At 66.5% G+C, this 20,528-nt stretch carries 19 protein-coding genes and 1 pseudogene; 12 read left to right on the plus strand and 8 right to left on the minus strand.

Features of this window, described 5'->3' with window-relative positions; all coding sequences use genetic code 11:
- Position 1: 1 nt before the first annotated feature.
- The 3 genes from ADBZ5N_RS03950 (at position 2) to recX (ending at position 1,928) form a co-directional block, all read left to right on the plus strand.
- Positions 2-196 carry a DUF3046 domain-containing protein gene (locus ADBZ5N_RS03950; RefSeq protein ID WP_526256184.1) on the plus strand — a complete coding sequence of 65 codons (195 nt, stop codon included), beginning with the start codon at positions 2-4 and terminating at the stop codon, positions 194-196.
- 171 nt (positions 197-367) lie between these two features.
- Entirely contained in the window at positions 368-1,420 is a 1,053-nt protein-coding gene (gene recA, locus ADBZ5N_RS03955; protein WP_526256185.1) for a recombinase RecA, read from the plus strand.
- On the plus strand, positions 1,410-1,928 hold the full coding sequence (recX, locus tag ADBZ5N_RS03960; RefSeq protein WP_526256186.1) for a recombination regulator RecX: 519 nt from the start codon (positions 1,410-1,412) through the stop codon (positions 1,926-1,928). Before recA ends, recX begins: the two co-directional genes overlap by 11 nt.
- Before the next feature lie 108 nt (positions 1,929-2,036).
- Here the strand turns inward: recX and ADBZ5N_RS03965 are convergent, their stop codons facing one another.
- From ADBZ5N_RS03965 to ADBZ5N_RS03990, 6 genes and pseudogenes are all read right to left on the minus strand, one after another.
- Positions 2,037-3,356 carry a M20 metallopeptidase family protein gene (locus ADBZ5N_RS03965; RefSeq protein WP_526256187.1) on the minus strand — a complete coding sequence of 440 codons (1,320 nt, stop codon included), beginning with the start codon at positions 3,354-3,356 and terminating at the stop codon, positions 2,037-2,039.
- 359 nt (positions 3,357-3,715) lie between these two features.
- A complete protein-coding gene (locus ADBZ5N_RS03970) occupies positions 3,716-4,579 on the minus strand; it encodes an amino acid ABC transporter permease (protein ID WP_526256203.1) in 864 nt (287 codons plus the stop codon).
- The gene (locus ADBZ5N_RS03975; RefSeq protein ID WP_526256204.1) at positions 4,576-5,250 is read right to left on the minus strand and encodes an amino acid ABC transporter permease; all 675 of its coding nucleotides are present in this window, start codon (positions 5,248-5,250) and stop codon (positions 4,576-4,578) included. Before ADBZ5N_RS03975 ends, ADBZ5N_RS03970 begins: the two co-directional genes overlap by 4 nt.
- A 36-nt stretch (positions 5,251-5,286) precedes the next feature.
- Positions 5,287-6,045, minus strand: a pseudogene (locus ADBZ5N_RS03980) (glutamate ABC transporter substrate-binding protein); the annotation flags it as partial.
- Positions 6,046-6,090: 45 nt separating this feature from the next.
- Positions 6,091-6,819 carry an amino acid ABC transporter ATP-binding protein gene (locus tag ADBZ5N_RS03985; protein WP_526256205.1) on the minus strand — a complete coding sequence of 243 codons (729 nt, stop codon included), beginning with the start codon at positions 6,817-6,819 and terminating at the stop codon, positions 6,091-6,093.
- A 96-nt stretch (positions 6,820-6,915) separates the two neighbouring features.
- Entirely contained in the window at positions 6,916-7,731 is an 816-nt protein-coding gene (locus tag ADBZ5N_RS03990) for a glutamate ABC transporter substrate-binding protein (protein WP_526256188.1), read from the minus strand.
- 117 nt (positions 7,732-7,848) lie between these two features.
- On the opposite strand from ADBZ5N_RS03990, the gene miaB reads away from it, so the two are divergent.
- The gene (gene miaB / locus ADBZ5N_RS03995; protein ID WP_526256189.1) at positions 7,849-9,381 is read left to right on the plus strand and encodes a tRNA (N6-isopentenyl adenosine(37)-C2)-methylthiotransferase MiaB; all 1,533 of its coding nucleotides are present in this window, start codon (positions 7,849-7,851) and stop codon (positions 9,379-9,381) included.
- Entirely contained in the window at positions 9,369-9,965 is a 597-nt protein-coding gene (locus tag ADBZ5N_RS04000; protein ID WP_526256190.1) for an Rv2732c family membrane protein, read from the plus strand. The genes miaB and ADBZ5N_RS04000 overlap by 13 nt, the downstream gene beginning before the upstream one ends.
- A gap of 6 nt (positions 9,966-9,971) precedes the next feature.
- On the opposite strand, the gene ADBZ5N_RS04005 is transcribed toward ADBZ5N_RS04000, so the two are convergent.
- A complete protein-coding gene (locus ADBZ5N_RS04005; protein ID WP_526256191.1) occupies positions 9,972-11,309 on the minus strand; it encodes a DUF349 domain-containing protein in 1,338 nt (445 codons plus the stop codon).
- 207 nt (positions 11,310-11,516) lie between these two features.
- On the opposite strand from ADBZ5N_RS04005, the gene ADBZ5N_RS04010 reads away from it, so the two are divergent.
- The 7 genes from ADBZ5N_RS04010 (at position 11,517) to ADBZ5N_RS04040 (ending at position 19,934) form a co-directional block, all read left to right on the plus strand.
- Positions 11,517-12,413: a DMT family transporter gene (locus tag ADBZ5N_RS04010; protein WP_526256192.1), complete on the plus strand. Its 897-nt coding sequence runs from the start codon at positions 11,517-11,519 to the stop codon at positions 12,411-12,413.
- A 10-nt stretch (positions 12,414-12,423) separates the two neighbouring features.
- The gene (locus tag ADBZ5N_RS04015) at positions 12,424-13,146 is read left to right on the plus strand and encodes a class III extradiol ring-cleavage dioxygenase family protein (RefSeq protein WP_526256193.1); all 723 of its coding nucleotides are present in this window, start codon (positions 12,424-12,426) and stop codon (positions 13,144-13,146) included.
- Positions 13,143-14,060 (plus strand): tRNA (adenosine(37)-N6)-dimethylallyltransferase MiaA, encoded by a 918-nt coding sequence (gene miaA, locus ADBZ5N_RS04020; RefSeq protein WP_526256194.1) that lies wholly within the window; start codon positions 13,143-13,145, stop codon positions 14,058-14,060. Before ADBZ5N_RS04015 ends, miaA begins: the two co-directional genes overlap by 4 nt.
- A 4-nt stretch (positions 14,061-14,064) precedes the next feature.
- The gene (dapF, locus tag ADBZ5N_RS04025) at positions 14,065-14,934 is read left to right on the plus strand and encodes a diaminopimelate epimerase (protein ID WP_526256195.1); all 870 of its coding nucleotides are present in this window, start codon (positions 14,065-14,067) and stop codon (positions 14,932-14,934) included.
- A 74-nt stretch (positions 14,935-15,008) separates the two neighbouring features.
- Positions 15,009-16,439: a GTPase HflX gene (hflX, locus tag ADBZ5N_RS04030; RefSeq protein WP_526256196.1), complete on the plus strand. Its 1,431-nt coding sequence runs from the start codon at positions 15,009-15,011 to the stop codon at positions 16,437-16,439.
- 89 nt (positions 16,440-16,528) lie between these two features.
- Positions 16,529-17,689, plus strand: a complete 1,161-nt coding sequence (locus ADBZ5N_RS04035) for an acyl-CoA dehydrogenase family protein (protein ID WP_526256197.1) — start codon at positions 16,529-16,531, stop codon at positions 17,687-17,689.
- Between the two features lie 175 nt (positions 17,690-17,864).
- Positions 17,865-19,934: an LGFP repeat-containing protein gene (locus tag ADBZ5N_RS04040; protein ID WP_526256198.1), complete on the plus strand. Its 2,070-nt coding sequence runs from the start codon at positions 17,865-17,867 to the stop codon at positions 19,932-19,934.
- Positions 19,935-19,945: 11 nt separating this feature from the next.
- Here the strand turns inward: ADBZ5N_RS04040 and lexA are convergent.
- Positions 19,946-20,528: transcriptional repressor LexA (gene lexA, locus ADBZ5N_RS04045; RefSeq protein WP_526256199.1), on the minus strand; the 583-nt coding region annotated here is incomplete at its 5' end.

Here is a 20,528-nt window from a genome sequence, read left to right on the forward strand (position 1 = left end):
CATGCGGCTCACCGAATTCCACGAACTTGTCGAGGTGCAGTTCGGTCCGGTGCGGGGCACTTCCCTGCTGGTGGACCACGTGCTGACTCGACTTGGCGGCCGCACCGCCGCCCAGGCCATCGAGGCTGGTGTCGAACCCCGCGAGGTATGGCGGGCGTTGTGCGCCGACTTCGACGTGCCACGCGAACAGTGGTAGCGACACGCCGCGCGCCACACTTGCGATCGAACACATGTTCGTTACTGTGAGCGGTGTCCGAACAGAAACTTGTCCGTGAGTTCTGACGAGGTTTTGTCAGAGGCCCTCTCTAACGTCACGGCTAACCGACCAACAACCGGTCAGCCGAACACCACAGGAACGGAGACACCCATGGCACAACAAGCCCCCGACCGCGAGAAGGCCCTCGAACTGGCGATCGCGCAGATCGAGAAGAACCACGGCAAAGGCGCGGTGATGCGTCTGGGTGACGAGGTCCGAGCGCCCATCTCGGTCATCCCGACCGGTTCCATCGCCCTGGACGTGGCACTGGGCATCGGTGGTCTGCCCCGCGGACGCGTCGTCGAGATCTACGGCCCGGAGTCCTCGGGCAAGACCACCGTCGCCTTGCATGCGGTGGCTAACGCGCAGGCCGCCGGCGGTATCGCCGCGTTTATCGACGCCGAGCACGCCCTGGATCCCGAGTACGCCAAGAGCCTCGGGGTGGATACCGATTCGCTGCTAGTCAGCCAGCCCGATACCGGTGAGCAGGCGTTGGAGATCGCCGACATGCTGGTCCGCTCTGGCGCCATCGACATTCTGGTTATCGACTCGGTGGCCGCGCTGGTCCCGCGAGCCGAGATCGAGGGAGAGATGGGCGACAGCCACGTCGGCCTGCAGGCCCGCTTGATGAGCCAGGCGCTGCGCAAGATGACCGGCGCTCTGAACAACTCGGGTACCACCGCAATCTTCATCAATCAGCTTCGCGAGAAGATCGGCGTGATGTTCGGTTCTCCCGAAACGACCACCGGCGGCAAGGCATTGAAGTTCTACGCCTCAGTGCGCCTGGATGTCCGCCGGATCGAGACCCTCAAGGACGGCACCGATGCCGTCGGCAACCGCACCCGTGTGAAGGTCGTCAAGAACAAGGTGTCTCCGCCGTTCAAGCAGGCCGAGTTCGACATCCTCTACGGCAAGGGCATCAGCCGCGAGGGTTCACTCATCGACATGGGCGTCGAACAGGGCTTCATCCGCAAGTCAGGGTCCTGGTTCACCTACGAGGGTGAGCAACTCGGCCAGGGCAAGGAGAACGCCCGCAATTTCCTGATGGAGAACCCGGACGTGGCCAACGAGATCGAGAAGAAGATCAAGGAGAAGCTGGGCATCGGGGCTGTGATGACCGACGAGCTCGCCGACGACGTCCTGCCCGCCCCCGTTGACTTCTAAGACCAGCGAGGCGACTTCTGGGAACCGCCAGGAGCAGGCGCATGCCTTGTGCTTGCGCCTACTCACTGTGCGGGCTCGGACCCGGGCGGAGCTTGCCGTTCAGCTGGCCAAACGGGGCTATCCCGAAGACGCCGCCGAGGCGGTGCTCAACCGGCTGGAAGCCGTCGGGCTCATCGACGACGAGGACTTCGCTGAGCAGTGGGTGCGCTCCCGGCAGGCCAATGCCGCGAAGGGCAAACGCGCCCTGGCAGCTGAACTTCGGACCAAAGGAGTAGGCGAGGAACTGATCGCCGCGGCGCTCGACGGCATCGGTGCCAGCGCCGAACGTGGCCGTGCCGAGCAACTCGTGCAGCGCCGACTCCGGCGGGAGGTGCTCGGCGACGGCGATGACGCGAAAGTGACACGGCGACTGGTCGGTATGCTCGCCCGTCGCGGCTACAGCCAGGGTATGGCCGTCGCGGTGGTCACCGATGCGTTGGCGACCGAGCGGGAGCGGCGCCGAGTGTAGTCATCGACCCTGATCCACCGATCCCGTGCTGTCTCTAGGTTAACCGGGCGCGAGTCGGATGCACGGCCGGAGTTGAGGGCCTCGGCGGCGACGCTTTAGAACTGGCGCTCAGCGGCTCGTGACCAGCGCTCCGGTGAGGTGGTCGTAGGCGACCTGGCAGTGCAGGCGGACGCCGGTGACGAGGGTGTCGTCATCGGCGTAGAAGTGCGGGTTGTGGTTCATCGCCATGCCACGACCGCCTGTGATCGGGCGGGGATTGTTGTCGTCATCCAGTTCGGTGTCTTGAACACCGAGGGTGACGTAGAGGCCGCCGTAACGGTTGACGAATTCGGAGACGTCGTCGTAGCCGAGGGTGGCTTGGGTCTGGACGACTTTGTCGGCGCCGACGACGCGCTTGAACGTCGGCAATCCGGCGGCGAGCCAGGTTGGCTCGTTGTGCACCGCGGGCACGTTCTGCAGATAGTCGACGGTGGATGAGCAGTTGTAGGCCTGTGCGCAGTGCTCGGCCAAGGTCTCGAGCCGCTTCTGCACGTCGGCCATATCGGATTCGACAGAGCAGCGGATGGTGCCCCACAGCGTGGTCGTCTGGCCGATGATGTTGAACCGTCCGACGTCTTCGACATGGCCGATGCTGACGGTGACCGGGTCGAATGCGCTGATCTGACGGTAGAGCTGCCCGATGCCGGTCAGGATGGCGCCGACCGCCGGCATGGTGTCGATTCCCGCCCAGGGGGTGGAGCCGTGGACCTGCATACCGGTGATGACGATCTTGATCAGGCATGAGGCGCCGAACTGATTACCGGCGCGGTAGCCGATGTATCCCTTCGGATACGGAGTTACATGGAATCCGAAGGCCATCGTGGGTACGGGGTTATCGCAGGCGCCCGCGGCGATCATTGCGTGTGCTCCGCCGTCTTCGTCGACGGGAGGGCCCTCCTCGGCCGGCTGGAAGACGAACAGCACTGTGCCCGGGAGGGATTTGCGGTTGCCGGCCAGGACGGTGGCGGCTCCCAGCAGCATCGCGGTGTGACAGTCGTGGCCGCAGGCGTGCGACACCGGAAACGGGCCGCCGGGGTAGTTCTCGTCGATCACCGTGGAGGCATACGGTGCGCCGCACTCGTCGGTCACCGGAAGCGCATCGATGTCGGCGCGCAGCGCGATCACCCGGTCGCCGGGCTGGCCGCCTTTGAGGACGCCGACGACGCCGTGGCCGGCGATACCGGTGCGGACCTCATCCAGGCCCAGGGATCGCAGCTGCTCAGCGATGAGTGCCGCGGTATTCACCTCCCGGTTGGACAGTTCGGGGTTCTGATGAAGATGCTGACGCCAGGCGATCACCTGGGCGGCGACAGCACCAGCAGCGGCGTCCAAGCTGTCGTAAACGGCACTGTCGTAAACGGCGCTGTCGTAAACGGCTTTGTCAGGCACGAAACTTCACCCCTTCGGTCACTTTGGAGCATGTCCGGAGTCGCGTGGAAATTCGGTGACGACCTGTGGCCAACTCTAGGCGGCCACCCCGATAGATTCGGCGTCAGGGGCCGGTTTATTAGGCCCCGCAGCGACAACACCCAGACTCTAATCACGGGTGGACCCGCAATCGGGGACTCGCCAGAGTGACCTGTCGAAATCCGGCCGTCCTGGCCAAGATGGCCGTCACCGTCGAACAACAACTGGCGACGCTGCCGCACTAGGCCGCACTCGGCTGCGGGCATGCGTGCTGTCCTTCTACCAGCCACCCGACCGGGAACTGCTCCAGCGGTGGGCCAGTCGCTGACACCGACTAGCGGTCAGTCACCCGGCTCGAGGATCGTGTTGGCCTCCAACGGCTCAGGGGCACGTTTAGATCGGCGCAGCCGCCGTTCAAGCCGGGTCGCGGCCGCCGACAGCGCGAAGTTCAGCGCGATCATTAGCACCGCGATCACGATCAGCGCAGGAATATAATTGCCGTAAGTCGAGCCGATCACAGTGCCTTGGCGAACCATCTCCAAAAAGGTGATCTGGTAGCCGATCGCGGTGTCTTTGAGCACCACCACCAGTTGGGAGACCAGCACCGGCAGCATCGAGGTAATCGCCTGCGGCAGCAGGATCGACCGCATCGTCTGACCCCAACTCAGACCCAGCGCAGAGGCTGCCTCGCTCTGGCCGCGCGGAAGCGAGTTCACCCCGGAACGGACGATTTCCGCGATCACCGCGCCGTTGTACAGCGTCAGCCCGGTCACCACCCCCGCCAAGGCAAGGTACTTGGAGGGGAACACGTCATACAGCGCGTAGAGGAAATACGCGAAGATCATCATGATCAGCACCGGCACCGCGCGGAAGAACTCCACGAACACCGCGCAGGGGATTCGAACCGCCCGCAGCGGCGAGAGCCTGCCCATCCCGAGGGCGAATCCAAGGATCCCGGCCAACACGATCGACAGCGCCGCCGCGGTCAGGGTGCCCACAATGCCCGGCAGCACATACGTTTTCCAGAGATCGCCGGTCAGGAACGGCCGCCACTTCACCGCCGTCAACTGGCCCTTGTCGGCGAGCCTGTCGACCACCGCCCATACCGCCACCGCAGCCAAGGCGACGGTGGCTACCGAGATGATCCGGTTGCGCGCCCGGCCCCGCGGACCCGGCGCGTCGAAGAGCACTGACGACGCGGTCACCGCACCACCGCCCAGCGCTTGCCCAGCCACCCGAACAGCAGGCCCATCGGCAGGGTTAATAGCAGGAACCCTAATGCGAAGATGCCGCCGACCACCAGCAACGCCGCGGTGTTCTCGATCATCTCCTTCATCAGCAGGGCGGCCTCGGCAACCCCGATCGCCGAGGCAATCGTGGTGTTCTTGGTCAGCGCGATCAAAACCGAGCCCAGTGGAATGAGCACCGAGCGAAATGCCTGCGGCAGCAGAATTATTCTCAGATTCTGACCGAATGTCAGGCCCAAAGAGCGGGCCGCTTCGGCCTGGCCCACCGGTACGGTATTGACCCCCGATCGCACCGTCTCACAGACGAATGCCGCGGTATAGGCCGCCAGTCCCAGCACCGCGAGGCGGAAGTTGCTGTCGGCGATCGACGTCGGCGACTGGGGATCGACAAGTGTGATGCCCAGCGTCTGGGCCAGACCGAACGAGCAGAACAGGATGATCAACGTCAGCGGGGTGTTACGCACCACGTTGACGTAGCCAGCCCCGATCCAGTTCAACATCGGCACCGGCGAAAGTCGCATCGCCGCAAGCACAGTCCCGAGGATCAGTGCCCCTATCGCAGCCAAAACGGTCAGCTTCACGGTGGTCCAGAAGGCCTTGACGATAAGTCCGCCGTATTTGCCCAGAATGTCGACTTCCGCCGACGAACCGTCGCCGGCGGAGGTGTCCAACGGCGGGGGAGTTGGGGCGCTGATGCCGGCCGGCCCCAGGTTCCGGTCGAATGCGGCCTTCCAACTGCCGTCCTGCTGCATCGCCACGATCGCGGCATTGATCTTGTCGAGCAGTTCACGGTCACCGAGTCGCAGTCCGATCCCGTAGTACTCGGTGGAGAACGGCTCTCCGATGATCTTGAACGTGCCGGGATACTGGGCAGCGAAGCCGGCCAGAATCACCTCGTCGGTGCTGACGGCGTCGATGGCGCCGTTGCGCAAGGCTTCCACACACGCCGAATAGGTGTCGTACTGCTGTAACTGGACACCCGGGTACTTGTCCTTGATGCGTTGCGCTGGAGTCGATCCCGACACCGAACACAACTTCTTGGCGTTCGCCAGCGATTCCGGACCCGTTATCTCGGTCTCGTCGGCCCGCACCAGCAGGCTCTGTCCGGTCTGCAGGTAGGGACCGGCGAAGTAGACCTTCTGCTTACGCTGATCGGTGATCGAGTAGGTGGCGACGATGTAGTCGACCTGCCCGTTCTGGATGAGGGTCTCCCGTTGGCCGGACGGGGCTTCTTTCCAGTCGATCTGATCCGGGTCGAATCCCAGCTTTCCCGCGACGTAGGTAGCGACGTCGACGTCGAAACCGCTCATCGATCCATCCGGCTTCTTGACCGCCAACCCCGGTTGGTCGAACTTGGTGCCAATGGTGATCGTCTTCTCCGTGCTCCCGCAGCCCGCCAGCAGCAGGACCAGCGCCATGCCCATCAGGGCGATCACCGGCAGCAGGGAACGTGACCGCATCCACGCCACCTAATGGCTCAGGATTTTGCCGAGGAAGTCGCGGGCTCGCGACGAACGCGGGTTGGCGAAGAACTCCTCGGGCGCAGCGTCTTCGACCACGCTGCCGTCGGCCATGAACACCACCCGGTTGGCGGCGCGGCGGGCGAACCCCATCTCGTGGGTGACGACCACCATCGTCATGCCCTCGGCGGCGAGCGAAGTCATCACGGCCAGTACCTCGTTGACCATCTCCGGATCCAGCGCACTGGTGGGCTCGTCGAACAGCATCACCTTCGGTTGCATGGCCAGCGAGCGGGCTATCGCGACCCGCTGCTGTTGGCCGCCGGACAGCTGGGCGGGGTACTTCTCGGCCTGGCTTGCCACCCCAACCCGGTCCAGCAGCGACATGGCCCGTTCCCTGGCCTGGTCTGCGGCGACCCTGCGCACCTTGACCGGTGCGAGCATCACGTTCTCCAGGATGGTCTTGTGGGCGAAGAGGTTGAAGGACTGGAAGACCATGCCCACATCGGAGCGCAACTGAGCCAGCTTGCGGCCCTCGGCGGGCAGCACCTCGCCGTCGATGGCGATGGTGCCCGAGTCGATGGTCTCCAGCCGGTTGATGGTGCGACAGAGCGTGGACTTACCCGAACCGGAAGGTCCGAGCACCACGACCACCTGGCCACGATCGACGTCGAGATCGATGTCCTTGAGCACGTGCAGGGCGCCGAAGTGTTTGTTGACGCCCTTGATTGAGATCATTGGGCCCGCCCCGACCACGCTCATCAGGCGACCATACCGACGTTGGCGCTCCTTCGCCGTGCGAAGGCGGCGATCAGTGGCCCGACTGGCCGGTGCTCAGTAGCGGTCGAGTGCAGGCGGTGCCGGGGTGGGAATCCCGGCCGGGCCGAGGTTCTTCTCGAATGCCGCCTTCCACGCTCCCTCGGACTCCATCTTGGCGAGGGCGTCGTTGATCTTGGTCCGCAACCCGCTGTCGCCCTTCTTCACACCGATCCCGTAGCGCTCCTCGGAGAAAGGCTTGCCGACGATCTTGAAAGCCCCGGGCGTCTGTGCGGCGTATCCGGCCAGGATCACTTCGTCGGTGGTGACGGCGTCGATAGCGCCGTTCTTCAGGGCCTCGATGCACGCTGAGTAGGTGTCGTACTGCTGCAACTGAACGCCTGGATATTTGTCCTTGATGCGTTGGGCAGGCGTGGACCCGCTGACTGAGCAGAGTTTCTTGTTGTTCGCCAGCGACTCCTGGCCGGTGATCTCGGTATTGTCGGCCGCGACCAGCAGGCTCTGTCCGGTGAGCAGGTACGGGCCGGCGAAATCGACCTTCTCCTTGCGCGCATCGGTGATCGAGTAGGTGGCCACGATGTAGCCGACCTGGTCGCTGTCGATCAGGTTCTCGCGCTGACCCGACGGCGATTCCTTCCACTGGATCTGATCCTCGGAATAGCCGAGTTCCTTGGCGACGAACTTGGCGACGTCGACATCGAATCCGCTCATCGAGCCGTCCGGCTTCTTCAGGCCCAGCCCCGGCTGATCGAACTTCGTGCCGATGACAATGGTGTTGGTGTCCTGGCTGGTGCCGCCGCATGCGGTGGCGGTCAGGGCCAGCGCGGCGGCGAGTGCCGCAGATCCGATCAGGCGCAGAGACAGTACGGGCATGGTCGTTGGGTTCCTTTCGCCCTCTTCGATCTTTCGACCTTACCGAGCGGCGCGGCGCGGCGCGCATGGTGCGGGGCGATCCGCCAATACCGCAGGGAGCAGGGCCTCCGTACCATGATGCGGGTGACGACCGTGTTGCCCCTGGGAAGCGGCGTTTCGTCGACCCCGCAGTCGGCGCGCACCTACCAGGTCCGCACCTACGGCTGCCAGATGAACGTGCATGACTCCGAACGCCTCGCCGGGTTGCTGGAGGCTGCCGGCTACGCCCGTGCACCGGAGGGCACCGACGCCGACGTGGTGGTGTTCAACACCTGCGCGGTGCGGGAAAACGCCGATAACAAGCTGTACGGCAATCTCAGCCATCTGGCCCCGCGCAAACAGGCCGACCCGGACATGCAGATTGCAGTCGGCGGATGCCTTGCCCAGAAGGACCGTGAATCCGTACTGGCCCGGGCGCCGTGGGTCGATGTCGTCTTCGGGACTCACAACATCGGTTCACTGCCGGTGCTGCTGGAGCGCGCCCGGCACAACAGGACCGCCCAGGTGGAAATCACTGAATCGCTGCGTGAGTTCCCCTCCACTCTGCCGGCTGCCCGTGAATCCGCCTATGCTGCATGGGTTTCCATCTCCGTGGGCTGCAACAACACCTGCACGTTCTGCATCGTGCCGTCGCTGCGTGGCCGGGAGGTGGACCGCCCGCCCGCAGACATCCTGGCTGAGGTGCGCTCGCTGGTCGACCAGGGTGTCCTGGAGATAACCCTGCTCGGCCAGAACGTCAACGCATACGGGGTGTCCTTCGCCGCCGACACTCCACGCGACCGCGGCGCCTTTGCCGCACTGCTGCGCTCCTGCGGCGACGTCGAGGGTCTGGAGAGGGTGCGATTCACCTCACCGCATCCGGCGGAGTTCACCGACGACGTCATCGAGGCCATGGCCCAAACCCCCAATGTCTGTCCGGCACTGCACATGCCCCTGCAATCGGGGTCGGATCGGGTACTGCGGGCGATGCGGCGGTCCTACCGGGCCGAGAAGTACCTGGGCATCCTCGACCGGGTGCGCGAGGCGATGCCGCATGCGGCGATCACCACCGACATCATCGTCGGCTTCCCCGGTGAGACCGAAGAAGACTTCGCAGCGACCCTGGAGGTGGTCCGCCGCGCCCGTTTCGCCGCCGCCTTCACCTTCCAGTACTCCCGCCGGCCCGGCACCCCGGCCGCAGAACTGGACGGCCAGCTGCCCAAAGATGTTGTGCAGGAACGCTATCAGCGGCTGATCGACTTGCAGGAGGGCATCTCCCTGGAGTGCAATACGTCCTTGGTCGGCAGCGCGGTTCAGGTGCTGGTGGCCGCCGGTGAGGGCCGCAAGGACGCTGCCACCGCCCGGATGAGCGGACGTGCCCGGGACGGACGTCTGGTGCACTTCGCGCCCGGAAACGACGATGTGCGCCCCGGGGACATCATCACCACCACCATCACCGCGGCGGCCCCGCATCACCTGATCGCCGACGCGGCAGTGCTCTCGCACCGCCGTACACCGGCCGGTGATGCGCACGCTGCCGGTCGTCGACCCCGCACCGTAGGACTGGGACTCCCGACCGTCGGTACCGCACCGGCTCTCACCGAGCCGATCACGACAGGATGCAGGCAATGACCCCCGATGACTTCGAGGCCTACAAGGCCGACCTGGAGGCGGCTGAACGTCGCGTCGCTGGGGAGATCGACCCGGGTGCGAGGGCGTTGGTTGTCGCGATTCTGGTTTTCGTGCTGGTGGCCTCATTCATCCTCCCGCACACCGGCGGAGCGCGGGGGGTCGACGTTCTGATGGGATCGGCCACGGCGACCGACGTCGCGATCGCGCTGCCGTCGAAGTTGTTCAGTTGGTTCGCCCTGGTGTTCGGGGTGGGGTTCTCCATGCTGGCCCTGTTGACCCGGCGCTGGACACTGGCCTGGATCGCCCTGGCCGGTACCGCGGTGTCCATCCCGCTGGGCATGTTGGCCGTCTGGTCGCGGCAGACCGCCGCGGCTGGCCTGCCCGGCCCCGGTATCGGTCTGGTGCTCGCGTGGGTAACGGCGATTCTGCTGGCGTTCCACTGGGCTCGGGTGGTGTGGACCCGTACCGCACTGCAGTTGGCCGCCGAAGCGCAACGCCGTCAGGAGGCCTCCGAACGGGACGCCACCTCACTGCTGGACGGACTTGAGCCGCCGGACCGCAAACCCCGCCCGGACGATCGCTGAAGAGTCCTACCGCTTTTTGGTGACGGCGGCAGCCGCCGCGGTCGCCCATTCGCGCCACTGGGCAGCGCTGGCGTGAGCCTGCTCGGCGTCCCGGTCGCGGCCTGCCGCAGCGGCCTTCTCGGCCTGACGTTCGAACTGTTCGGCGCGCGCACGGAACTGCTCGGCCCGGGCCTGGGCCTCCGGATCGATGCGTCCGGCGTCGGCGGCGTCACGAATCTTCTTCTCCACCAACCGCAGCCGCCGCTCCAACTCGGTTGAACTGTCGCGGGGCGCCTTGCCGATCGCGTCCCACCGCTCGGTGATCGCACGAAGCGACGCCTGGGCGGCCTTGAGGTTGGAGATGTCGATCTTCTCGGCCTCCGCCAGCAGCTTTTCCTTCGCCTCGGCGTTGGCCTGGAATTCGGCCTCCCGCTCGGCGTTGAGCGCGTTGCGGGCGGCGAAGAACGTGTCCTGGGCGGCTTTGAAGCGCTGCCACAGCGCGTCATCGACGTCCTTGGCGGCCCGCCCCGCGGCTTTCCACTCGCCGAGCAGATCGCGGAACTTCGCCGCCGTCGCCGCCCAGTCAGTGGAACCGGACAGCTCCTCCGCGCGGGCACACAGCCGCTCCTTGGTTTCTCGCGCGCCGGTGCGTTCGCGGTCTAGATCGGAGAAATGGGCTCCCCGGCGACGGTTGAATGCGTCGCGCGCAGCGGAGTACCGCTTCCACAGTGCGTCGTCGGTTTTACGGTCTAGTCCGGTGATGGTCCGCCACTCGTCGAGGATGGCGCGCATCCGGTCCCCGGCGGATTTCCACTGGGTGGCGTTGGCGGCCAGGTCCTCAGCCTCGGCGGCCAGGGCTTCTTTACGGGCGGTCTGCTGGGCGCGCTGCTCCTCCCGGCGGACCCGTTCGGCCTGTGCCGTCTCCTTGGCCTGGTCGGCGATTGTGGCCAGTCGGGCTGCCAGCGCATCGACATCACCGAGAACATTGACGGTGGGCAGCGACTCTGCCAGCGACGCCGCGGCAGCCTTGATCTTGCGGGCATCGGCGGTACCCGACTTCAGCCGCGTCTCCAGCAGGGTGACCTCGGTGGCCAGATCATCGAACCGGCGGCCGAAGTGAGCAAATGCCGCGTTGGGCTCACCGGCCTGCCAGGAGCCGATGACCCGTTCGCCGGCGGTGGTGCGCAGGTAGACCGTTCCGTCCTCGGCAACGCGGCCGAAGCGCCGTGGGTCGCTGGACGGCGGGGCGATCACCGCCTTGGTGGGCGGGTGCGGGCGGGGGACCGGTCGTGGCGGTCCGGGCCGGGGCGTGGGGACGGGGGCGGATCCGCGCGATTCGTCGGTGCTGGTGTCGTCGATCGTCATGGCTTTTCAGACTCTCCTCGCCTCCGCGCGGTGCTGCCGCGCCCCTGCCGCGCGAAGCGGCGCCGATGCGTGGGCAGCCGAAACTTCCTGGCCGGCCACCACCGGTATTGAATCAGGTCGGCTTCGGGCGTGGCGCTGGTTCGCGGGCCCGCTTGCCGTGCAGCCCGGGTAACGGGCACTCTGGCGGCTATCGAAGGAGGGGTGTTCGTGGCTCAGGCCGACATCGCGGCACTGCTTGCGCTCGGTGCTGCTTTCTTCATCGCCATCGGCAATGTGATGCATCAGCGCTCGGCGCACGAGGTCACCGATGAACCCGTCGGGAATGTGGCGCTGTTCACCCGGCTGCTGCGTGACCGGCAGTGGTGGCTGGGAAGTCTGATCGCCGCCGTCGGGTTCGGGCTGCAGGCGGCGGCCCTGGGTTTGGGGTCGGTGCTGCTGGTGCAGGCGCTGCTGGTCACCTCGCTACTCTTTGCACTGCCGTTCAACGCCCGCGCCACCGCAACGCCGGTGTCGGTCACCCAGTGGGTGTGGGCCGCCCTGCTGGCCGCGGCGGTGGCAGTCATCGTCACCGTCGGAAATCCGACTCCCGGGCAGGCCCGCGGCGCTCTCGAGGTGTGGACGACGGTCGTGGTCGCGCTGGGGCCGGTTCTGGTCTTGTGCGTCATCGGTGCCCGGATGATGGCGGGCCGGCCGGCCGCCGCGGTGCTGCTGGGTGTCGTTTCGGGTGCGTTGTGGGGGGTGTTCGCGGTCTTGACAAAAGGGGTGGTCGAGCGCGTCGGGCACGGTCTGGGAGCCGTGCTGTCAGCACCGGAACTGTATGTCTGGGCTGCGGTGGGGGTGGCGGCCACCGCATGGCAGCAGTCGTCGTTCCGGGCCGGATCGCTGGCGGCGTCACTGCCGACCATGACGGTCGCCGAACCGGTTGTGGCCTCGGTCCTCGGCGTTCTGGTGCTGGGCGAATCGTTGCGGCCCGGCGACCGCGGCTGGGCGTTGCTGGTGGCCGCGATCGCGGCCATGGTGGTCGCCACCGTCGCATTGGCCCGCAGTGAGGCGGAGACCACGACCGCCGACCACGAAGACAAACAAGAAGCCCACGGTCGCTAGCGTTGAGCCCGTGCTGACAGCCATCGCCCTGACCCCTTCGGCGCCGGTGCTGGTGCCCGAATTAGCCGGCGCGGCCGCTACCGAGGTCGCGGGGTTGCGCGATGCCGCACTGGCTGCCGCCGCCACCCTGCCGGACCGCTGGATCGTCATCGGGATAAGCCCAGCGGTGGGCTCGACCGAGCAGGTGGTCGACGCGGGCAGTCGCGGCAGCTTCGCCGGGTACGGAGCCGACGTCGCAGTGACGCTGTCGCCGGACCCCGTCGCCGATGTGAGTGCGCTGCCGCTGTGCGCACTGTTCGCCGGCTGGCTGCGGGGGAGAGTTCGGCCGCAGGCCCGGGTCGACGTGCGGGTCTATCCCGCCGACTGCGCGGTGCAACAGGCGCTGGCCCACGGCCGGGCATTACGCGCCGAGATCGACGCGGCGGCCGAACCGATCGGTGTCCTGATCGTTGCCGACGGAGCGAACACCCTGAACCAGAGCGCACCCGGTGGCTACGACCCCGCATCACAGGCCGTCCAAGACGCCCTCGACGACGCCCTGGCCCGCGGCGCGGCTGAGGCGTTGACCGCGCTGCCCGACGGGATCGTCGGGCGGGCCGCCTACCAGGTGCTCGCCGGGTTGGCGCCAGGGCCGGTGCGGGCCACCGAGATCATCCGCGGTGCTCCCTACGGGGTCGGCTACTTCGTCGGCACCTGGGTGCCCGTCCCGGAAACGGTCCCGACGCCTCAGTGAGCCGGCCGATCGCCGTGATCGGGCCCACCGGCAGCGGGAAATCCCAACTGGCCCTTGACCTTGCTGAGCGGGTCGGCGGTGAGGTCGTCAACGCCGACGCCATGCAGCAGTACCGCGGCATGGACGTCGGCACCGCCAAGGTTCCGCCCGCGCAACGGCGGGGCGTGCCGCACCACCAACTCGATGTCCTGGCGGTCACCGAGACCGCGACGGTGGCCCGCTATCAACACGCCGCGGTCGCCGATATCGAAGCGATCCGCGGCCGGGGCGCGGTACCGGTCATCGTCGGCGGTTCGATGATGTACGTGCAGTCGTTGTTGGACCAGTGGGAATTCCCGGCCACCGATCCTGCGGTCCGATCCCGCTGGGAAGACCATCTCGCGCAGCAGGGGACGGTTGCCCTGCACGCCGAACTGGCTCGCCTCGACCCGGCCGCGGCGGCCACGATCCTGCCCAGCGACGGGCGGCGGATCGTGCGGGCGCTAGAAGTCGTCGAACTGACCGGCGAACCCTTCGCTGCCTCCGCGCCGCGCATCGGTGCGCCACGATGGGACACCGCGATCATCGGATTAGACCGGGAAACCACCGAACTCGACCGACGGCTGGCTCAACGCACCGGCGCCATGTTCGAATCCGGACTGATCGATGAGGTGCGTACGCTGCTGGCCGCCGGATTGCGCGAAGGTGTCACCGCCGCCCGCGCGCTGGGCTACGCGCAGGTGATCGAGGCGCTCGACACCGGGGGAGGGGACGCCGAGATTGCCCGGGCCCGGGAACTGACGTTCATCGGCACCCGCCGCTACGTGCGCCGGCAGCGGTCGTGGTTCCGTCGCGACCACCGGATCCGGTGGCTCGACGGTGCGTCGCCCGCGATCGTCGACTCGGCCCTGACGCACTGGCGGGACGTATCCTGAGCGGGTGATTTTCGCCAAGGGGCATGGCACCGAGAACGATTTCGTGGTGCTGTCCGATCCCGCCGGAGCGGTGAATCTGACCCCTGCCGCGGTAGCCGCCTTGTGTGACCGCCGACGCGGGTTGGGCGCCGACGGTGTCCTGCGGGTGATCACCGCCGGGGCCGCGATGGGCGCCGGTGTGCTCGAACGGCTCCCGGCGGGGGTGGGCGCAGATGACTGGTACATGGACTACCGCAACGCCGACGGGTCGGTGGCGCAGATGTGCGGCAACGGGGTCCGGGTATTCGCGCACTATCTGCGCTCCAGCGGGTTGGAGGGCCGCGACGAGTTCGTCGTCGGGTCGCTGGCCGGCCCACGCCCGGTCGTCATCCACCGCGCCGACGACTATCGCGCCGAGATCACCGTGGAGATGGGCAAGGTCAACCTGCTTGGTGCGGGCTGGGCCATCGTCGGCGGGCGGCGCCTGGCCGGCATCGGTGTCGACGTCGGTAACCCGCACCTGGCCTGCTTGGTGGACGACCTCACCGACGCCGAGTTGGCCGTTCTGGACGTTGGCGCTCCGGTGCAGTTTGACTCGGCCCAGTTCCCCGATGGGGTCAACGTCGAGGTGCTCACACCGGTTCGCGATGGCGCGATCCGGATGCGGGTACACGAACGGGGTGTCGGCGAAACGCGGTCGTGCGGTACCGGGACTGTCGCGGCCGCCGTGGCGGCGCTGGAGTATCAAGGGGCTGCTGGCGGGGGGGTGGCGGTTCGGGTGCCGGGCGGTGAGGTCAGCGTCGAGGTGACCGAAACCACCAGCTTCCTGCGTGGACCGTCGGTCCTGGTGGCCCGCGGAGAGCTCTCCGAGCAGTGGTGGTCGGCGCACCGGTGAGCCGACGGGGTTGCTCGGGGACATTATGGGGGATGCGCAACGTTGTACCGGCGTGACACCATCGAAGATCTCCTATGACCGATTCTGATCGCACCACCTCCCAGCGCCCCTCGCCGGCTGAGCCCAGCCTCGGTGAGTTGGCTCTGGAAGACCGCTCGGCCTTGCGCCGGGTGGCCGGGCTGTCCACCGAACTCACCGACGTCAGCGAAGTCGAGTACCGCCAGCTTCGGCTGGAACGCGTTGTGCTGGTAGGGGTGTGGACCGAAGGCAGCGCCGCTGACGCCGAAGCCAGCCTTGCCGAGCTCGCCGCGCTGGCCGAGACGGCCGGTTCGGAGGTGCTGGAAGGTCTCATTCAGCGCCGCGACAAGCCGGATCCGGCCACCTACATCGGATCCGGTAAAGCCATCGAACTGCGGCAGCTGGTCGTGGCCACCGGCGCCGACACCGTGATCTGTGACGGTGAGCTGAGTCCGGCCCAGCTGACTGCTCTGGAGAAGGTGGTCAAGGTAAAGGTCATCGACCGCACCGCGCTGATCCTGGACATCTTCGCCCAGCACGCCACCAGCCGGGAAGGCAAAGCCCAGGTCGCCCTGGCCCAGATGGAGTACATGCTGCCCCGGCTGCGGGGTTGGGGTGAGTCGATGTCCCGCCAAGCCGGCGGGCGGGCCGGCGGCAGCGGCGGCGGAGTGGGCCTGCGCGGCCCGGGCGAAACCAAGATCGAAACCGATCGCCGTCGCATCCGGGAGCGGATGTCGCGGCTGCGCCGCGAGATCAAGGAGATGAAACAGGTCCGCGACACCCAGCGCAGCCGCCGCCGGGGCAGCGACGTGCCGTCGGTGGCGATCGTCGGCTACACCAACGCCGGCAAATCCAGCCTGCTCAACGCCTTGACCGGGGCGGGTGTTCTGGTTCAGAATGCGCTGTTCGCGACCCTGGAACCGACAACCCGCCGAGGTTTTTTCGAGGACGGCCGGCCGTTCGTGCTGACCGACACCGTCGGGTTCGTCCGGCATCTGCCCACCCAACTGGTGGAAGCGTTCCGGTCCACCCTGGAGGAGGTGCTCGACGCAGACCTGCTGGTTCACGTCGTCGACGGCTCCGATGCCAACCCGACGGCCCAGATCGAGGCGGTGCACCAGGTGATCCGTGAGGTTCAGGCCGATCACCACGCGCCAGCCTCTCCAGAGCTGTTGGTTGTCAACAAGATTGACGCCGCTGAAGACCTGATGCTGGCCCAGCTACGGCGTGCGCTGCCCGGCGCGGTGTTCGTCTCGGCGCATACCGGCGAGGGGGTGGACCGGTTGCGCACCCGGCTGGGGGAACTGGTCGAACCCCGGGAGGTCGCTGTGGACGTGACCATCCCCTATTCCCGAGGCGACCTGGTCGCCCGGTTGCATGACGAGGGCCGCGTCGATGCCACCGAGCACACCGGTGACGGCACCCGGGTGAAGGCGCGGGTACCCGCAGCGCTGGCAGCGACGATCGGGCAGTACACCACCCAGTAGGGGCCCAGGCAACCAACCGTCCGGTTGGTCTATCCTCGAAGGCGGATCTGCACCCCCTCAATGTCGTCAACGCCGCGGAGGTCACTGTCATGGGCAAAGCCGTCAAGTACACCCGCACCCTGTTCGAACCCGAACACGAACTGTTCCGGGAGTCGTATCGGGCTTTCCTCGGCAAGCATGTCGCCCCGTACCACGACCAGTGGGAGAAGGAGAAGATCGTCGATCGCGGGGTCTGGCTGGAGGCCGGCAAGCAGGGCTTCCTGGGCATGGCGGTGCCGGAGGAGTACGGCGGCGGGGGTAACCCCGACTTCCGGTACAACACCATCGTCGTCGAGGAGACCGTCGCCGGCCGGTACAGCGGTTTGGGATTCTCGCTGCACAACGACGTCGTCGCGCCCTACCTGCTCGAGCAGACCAACGAGGAGCAGAAGCAGCGCTGGCTGCCGCATTTCTGCACCGGCGAAATGATCACCGCCATCGCGATGACCGAACCGGGAACCGGCAGTGACCTGCAGGGCATCAAGACGCGGGCGGTGCGTGAGGGCGACCATTACGTGCTCAACGGGTCAAAGACCTTCATCACCAACGGCATCAACGCCGACCTGGTGATAGTGGTCGCCCAGACCAACCCGGAAAAGGGCGCTCAGGGCTTCTCGCTGCTCGGGGTCGAGCGCGGTATGCCGGGCTTCGAGCGTGGCCGCCACCTCGACAAGATCGGCCTCGACGCCCAGGACACTGCCGAATTGTCCTTCACCGACGTCAAGGTGCCCGTGGAAAACCTCATCGGCGAGGAGGGCATGGGATTCATCTATCTCATGCAGAATCTGCCGCAGGAACGGCTCTCCATCGCCATCATGGCGGCCGCGGCAATGGAGGCGGTACTTGACGAAACACTGGAGTACGTGACGCAGCGGAAAGCTTTTGGCAAACCGATCGGTTCATTCCAGAACAGCCGATTCCTGCTCGCGGAATTGGCCACCGAAACAACTGCCGTCCGCATCATGGTGGACGAATTCACTCGTCTGCTGCTGGACGGGAAACTGACCGCCGATCAGGCCGCGATGGCCAAGTGGTGGACCACCGAGCTGCAGGTGAAACTGGTCGATCGCTGCCTGCAATTGCACGGGGGTTACGGCTACATGCGGGAATACAACGTCGCGCGGGCGTTCCTGGACGCCCGGGTCCAGACCATCTATGGCGGAACCACCGAAATCATGAAGGAAATCATCGGCCGCAGCCTCGGTGTGTAGGGCGATAAATACGCTTCGGCTAATTACAATCCGGGCGGGGTTTCGTCTCGAATAGGGGTCCGATTCGGCAAATTCCTGCGTGTCGTGGCAAGCTTCGGGTTGTTATGGCCGATTTGGTGCAACCATTTCGGAGTGCTTTGAGGGGTGTAGTGGTCCGAACGCAGGAGGATTAGGCATGACCTCGGTGGCTACCTGGCTGGGCCGTTCCATGCGTCGGCTCACACTCGGCGTGGCGGCTTCGGTGGCTGCCGCCGCACTGGTAGTCCCGGAAGCGCTGGCCAGCCCGGAAAGCGACGCTGCAGACGCCATCAACCAGGCCTGGCAAGCCGCCGGCGGACTCAGCTCTGTTGTCGGCGGCAAGGACGGTGAGATCTTTCCGGTCGGTGAGGGCTACGGCCAGAAGTTCGCCGACGGCAAGATCTTCTTCACCCCGAACTCCGGTGCCCATCTCATCTACGGCCCCGTCCTGGATAAGTACGAATCCCTCGGCGGGCCCGCCGACAGTGACCTCGGCTTCCCCAACATCGACGTGGTTCCGGGTCTGGTCAGTTCCAGAAGTCGGGTCAGCACCTTCAGTGCCAGCGACAAACCCGCCATCTTCTGGGCACCCAATACCGGCGCGTGGGCAGTGCGCGGTGCCATCAATGCCGCATGGGACAAACTGGGCGGCTCCGCCGGCCAGCTGGGTGTGCCCGTCGAGGACGAACGCTACGACGGGGATATCGTCAGCCAGAGGTTCAACGGTGGCCAGCTGTCCTGGAACAGCAAGACCAACACCTTCACCTCCGACCCGCCTGGGCTGGCCGACAGCCTCGCCGGCTTGGACGTCCCGCTGGATCCGGTCACCATGATCAACCTGGCGTGGCGGGCCAGCGGAGGGCTCGGTGGTCCGCTGGGCGCCCGGCAGGGCGAACTGGCCATGATCGGCGACAACACCGCGGCGCAGGGCTACGCCAGCGGAAAGATCTTCTACTCACCGCAGACCGGGGCGCACGCGGTCACCGGTGCGATCCTGACGAAATACGAGTCGCTGGGCGGCCCGACCGGTGACCTCGGTCTGCCGACCGGCCCGGAGGCTGACGGCGGTGTGCCGAACAGCCGGATCAGCTCATTCAGCGCCCCGGACAAGCCGACCATCTTCTGGACGCCCGACACGGGCGCCATCGTCGTGCGCGGGCCACTCAACGCCGCCTGGGCGAAGCTGGGCGGCGCCACGGGTGCGCTCGGTGCTCCCACTGGCGAGCAGACCCTCAAGGGCGACAACGTCACGCAGACCTTCAGCGGCGGCGAACTGTCCTGGAACCAAGCAACCAAGGAGTTCAGCTCCAAGCCCGCCGGACTTGCCGCGGAATTATCCGGCTTGGAAATGCCTGACGGCGTCGCTGCGACACCGGCGGCTCCGTCCTCAGGCGGGACTGCTGAGGAGAGCGGATTGGGCTGGTGGTGGCTGGCGATCATCCTGCCCCTGCTCGCGCTACTGGGCCTGATGGCTATGCTGACGCAGCGTAAGAGCCCGCCGCAGCACGACGACGTTGTCGCCGATCGCGGCTTCTTCGGCACCGACACCGACGACGACTACTGGCCCGGGCGAAGGCCCGCGACGGGAACCCACGCCGACGCCGAACGCGACTTCTGGTCGCCGCCGATTGAGGAAAGCGCCGGGTCCGATGCCGGGTTCGATGCCGGGTTCGATAGCGACGAAGACGCGATCGACACTGCTCCGACGCGTATTCCCACCGAAGCCGATCTGGCTGAGGTCAGCGCGTCCGGCGACTGGTTCCCGGAAACGAAGTCCAGCTCGGGTCGACACTCGGCCAGCACACTGGCGGCCTCTCCGGCGGCTTGGCGGCTGGATTTGGAGGAGAAGCTCGGCGCACCCCGCCGCAGGCACGCCGTCGAGGACTCGCGAACCGGGCAGTTCGACGCCGTCATCGAGGAGCCGGCCGCACGGGTCGACTACGAAGCTGACTATCACGCCACCTATCAGCCGCGGTACGAGGACGACTATCAGCCGGACTACCAGCAGCTCACCCGCGAAGAGGCGGACGAACCGTGGCGCCCGGCCATTCACCTTCCGCTGGCCGACCCGTTCCAAGCCCCGGAGGGTTACTGGATCAAGGGCAATACCCACTCGGGGCTGTACTACACCCCTGAATCGGTGCTCTACGACAACACCATTCCCGAGGTGTGGTTCGCTAGCGAGGATGTCGCGCAGGCGAACGGATTTGTCAGGGCACCTGAGTAGCGTCCCTGCCGTCAGATCTTCCTGATCACGGTGACTACCTTGCCCAGGATCGCCGCATCGTTGCCCGGGATCGGTTCGAAGGCCGGGTTGTGCGGCATGAGCCACACCTGGCCGGCGGACCGTTTAAAGGTTTTCACCGTGGCCTCACCGTCGATCATCGCGGCGACGATGTCGCCGTTGTCGGCGACGTTCTGCTGACGCACGACGACCCAGTCTCCGTCGCAGATGGCGGCGTCGATCATCGACTCCCCAACCACCTTCAGCAGGAACAGTGACCCCTCCCCGACGAGTTCGCGGGGGAGCGGGAAGACATCTTCCACAGCCTCCTCAGCCAGGATCGGACCGCCTGCGGCGATCCGCCCGAGCACCGGCACAAAGGTCGGTTCGGGCAGGACATCCGAGCCGGCTACGTCGGTGAGTACCGGCGCGGCGGCATCATCGGCACCGCGGACATCAACCGCTCTCGGTCGATTCGGGTCGCGGCGCAGATAACCCTTGCGCTCCAGCGTGCGGAGTTGGTGGGCAACCGACGACGTGGATGTCAGCCCCACGGCGTCGCCGATCTCCCGGATGCTCGGCGGGTAGCCACGGCTG

Source organism: Mycobacterium sp. (assembly GCF_044370595.1).
Classification (GTDB): Bacteria; Actinomycetota; Actinomycetes; order Mycobacteriales; family Mycobacteriaceae; genus Mycobacterium.

Coding starts and splice junctions, on each gene's coding strand:
- ADBZ5N_RS03950 (WP_526256184.1), top strand. CDS start 2: ATGCGGCTCACCGAATTCCACGAACTTGTCGAGGTGCAGTTCGGTCCG.
- recA (WP_526256185.1), top strand. CDS start 368: ATGGCACAACAAGCCCCCGACCGCGAGAAGGCCCTCGAACTGGCGATC.
- ADBZ5N_RS03985 (WP_526256205.1), bottom strand. CDS start 6,819: ATGATCTCAATCAAGGGCGTCAACAAACACTTCGGCGCCCTGCACGTG.
- ADBZ5N_RS03990 (WP_526256188.1), bottom strand. CDS start 7,731: ATGCCCGTACTGTCTCTGCGCCTGATCGGATCTGCGGCACTCGCCGCC.
- miaB (WP_526256189.1), top strand. CDS start 7,849: ATGCGGGTGACGACCGTGTTGCCCCTGGGAAGCGGCGTTTCGTCGACC.
- ADBZ5N_RS04000 (WP_526256190.1), top strand. CDS start 9,369: ATGCAGGCAATGACCCCCGATGACTTCGAGGCCTACAAGGCCGACCTG.
- ADBZ5N_RS04005 (WP_526256191.1), bottom strand. CDS start 11,309: ATGACGATCGACGACACCAGCACCGACGAATCGCGCGGATCCGCCCCC.
- hflX (WP_526256196.1), top strand. CDS start 15,009: ATGACCGATTCTGATCGCACCACCTCCCAGCGCCCCTCGCCGGCTGAG.
- ADBZ5N_RS04035 (WP_526256197.1), top strand. CDS start 16,529: ATGGGCAAAGCCGTCAAGTACACCCGCACCCTGTTCGAACCCGAACAC.
- ADBZ5N_RS04040 (WP_526256198.1), top strand. CDS start 17,865: ATGACCTCGGTGGCTACCTGGCTGGGCCGTTCCATGCGTCGGCTCACA.